Origin of the sequence: Clostridium sp. (assembly GCF_051656525.1) — a bacterium.
Lineage (GTDB): Bacteria > Bacillota > Clostridia > Clostridiales > Clostridiaceae > Clostridium.
In genome coordinates this window covers 1-1653 of the sequence record NZ_JBOGCC010000393.1, presented here as the reverse complement: position 1 = coordinate 1653, position 1653 = coordinate 1, and the positions used below count along the sequence as shown (strand labels likewise).

The 1653-nt window shown below is 31.7% G+C and carries 1 protein-coding gene; it reads left to right on the top strand.

Annotated elements, in window-relative coordinates:
- Positions 1-101: 101 nt before the first annotated feature.
- Positions 102-1653, top strand: a 1552-nt coding sequence (locus ACRDDY_RS19170) for a M14 family zinc carboxypeptidase (RefSeq protein WP_438566513.1), incomplete at its 3' end; no start/stop codon positions are given.

Sequence of the window (1653 nt, the reverse complement as noted above, 5' to 3'; positions counted from 1 at the left end):
TAAAATTTAATAAAACACTTTAGTTTTTTCAAATAAAAACGTCTTAGATATATGTAATGAGAAATTACAAAATAAAAAGTGAAAAGATGGAGGAGATAAATTTGGAAAAACAAAGAGAAGAAAAAATGGAAACAAGAGTAAAGCCAGGTGAATTTGTACCAAATGGATTTAGTTATCCTAACAATGCAACTGTTCAAAATGATTTCTTATACTTAAGAGATGAAAACGGAAATATAATTCCTGGTAAAGTAACTGTTGGTGATAGGATTACGGTTTTAAAAGTATTAGAAAATAAAAAATTAGCCTTAGTTCAGTATCCAGTAGGAACTGATGTAAAAGAAGGTTATGTTACCAACGCAACTAATATTATTAAATATGATAATTTAGAAAAATGGGTTAATAAAGGCAGTAGAACTAATATCTATGAGGATGCCAATACAGGTAGTCAAAGATTAGGTTCAGTAGATCCAAATGAAAAAGCTACATTCCTTTATAGAAAAAACAATATGGATAATATAGTTTATAATGCATCAGGTGGAACTAGAAACAAATCAGGATTTGCCGATTTAAATGGTTCAAGTGGAGGTTCAGGTTCAAATGGAGTTGATCCTTGGCCATCTGTAGCACCAGGAAGTATGGTTTCAGGTGGGTTTACTTTCCCTAATAATGCTAAAGTTATTGGTGGAAGTTTACAATTAAAAGATGCTAATGGAAATAATGTTTCTGGAACAGTAACAAGTGGAGATTCCATAACAGTTTTAGATGTTGGACACAGTAAACAACTTACTTTAGTTCAATATCCAGCAGGGGGTGGAGTAAAACAAGGGTATGTATCTAATAACACTAATTTAATTAAATATAATAATGAATATGATTGGTATAATGGGGCTTCAGAAGAATATGTTTATTCAAAATATAATAGTAGTGATAGTGGTTTTGGAAAATTAGCAAAACGTGAATCAGCTACTAAACTTTATGAATATGGTGGAAGAGTGCATATAGCCTATGATACTTCAAAGGGAATGTTAACCAAATCAGGTTATGTAAATTATAAAGGTAGAACAGTACCAGCTAGACAACATTTAGATTTAGGAGCTATAGGTCATAAAAATGCTAGATTAAAAGTTTATGGAAAAAGTGGAAATGGATATAATTTAAATGCCTATAAATTAGGAGCAACTGATCAATCAGGAAAGAAAATTAAAAAGTTATTTTTAGGATTTGCAATTCATGGATGGGAAGACCATTGGAGATTTGATGGTGAAGCACTAGTAAAAATAGGTTCATCAGTATTAAATAAGTTAGGAAATTATATTTCAACAAATGGAGATTTAAATGGATGGCAAGTATGCATTGCACCATGTATGAATCCAGATGGTCTTATTGCAGGAAGAACTTCCTATGGACCAGGAAGATGCACAGTTACAACTAAAATAGACTTAAATAGATGTTTCCCAACAGGGTTTTCTGCATCTTCAGAACCAAGATATTATACTGGTTCAAGCTCTCTTGGAGCACCAGAAGCTGTTGCACTTAGAAATTTAGTAACAGAACTTTCAAATGAGTCAAGTGAATTAATGGTAGTTGATTGTCATGGATGGTTAGGGCTTACACAAGGAAATGGTGATGTAGGAAAATACTTTACAAAACAAT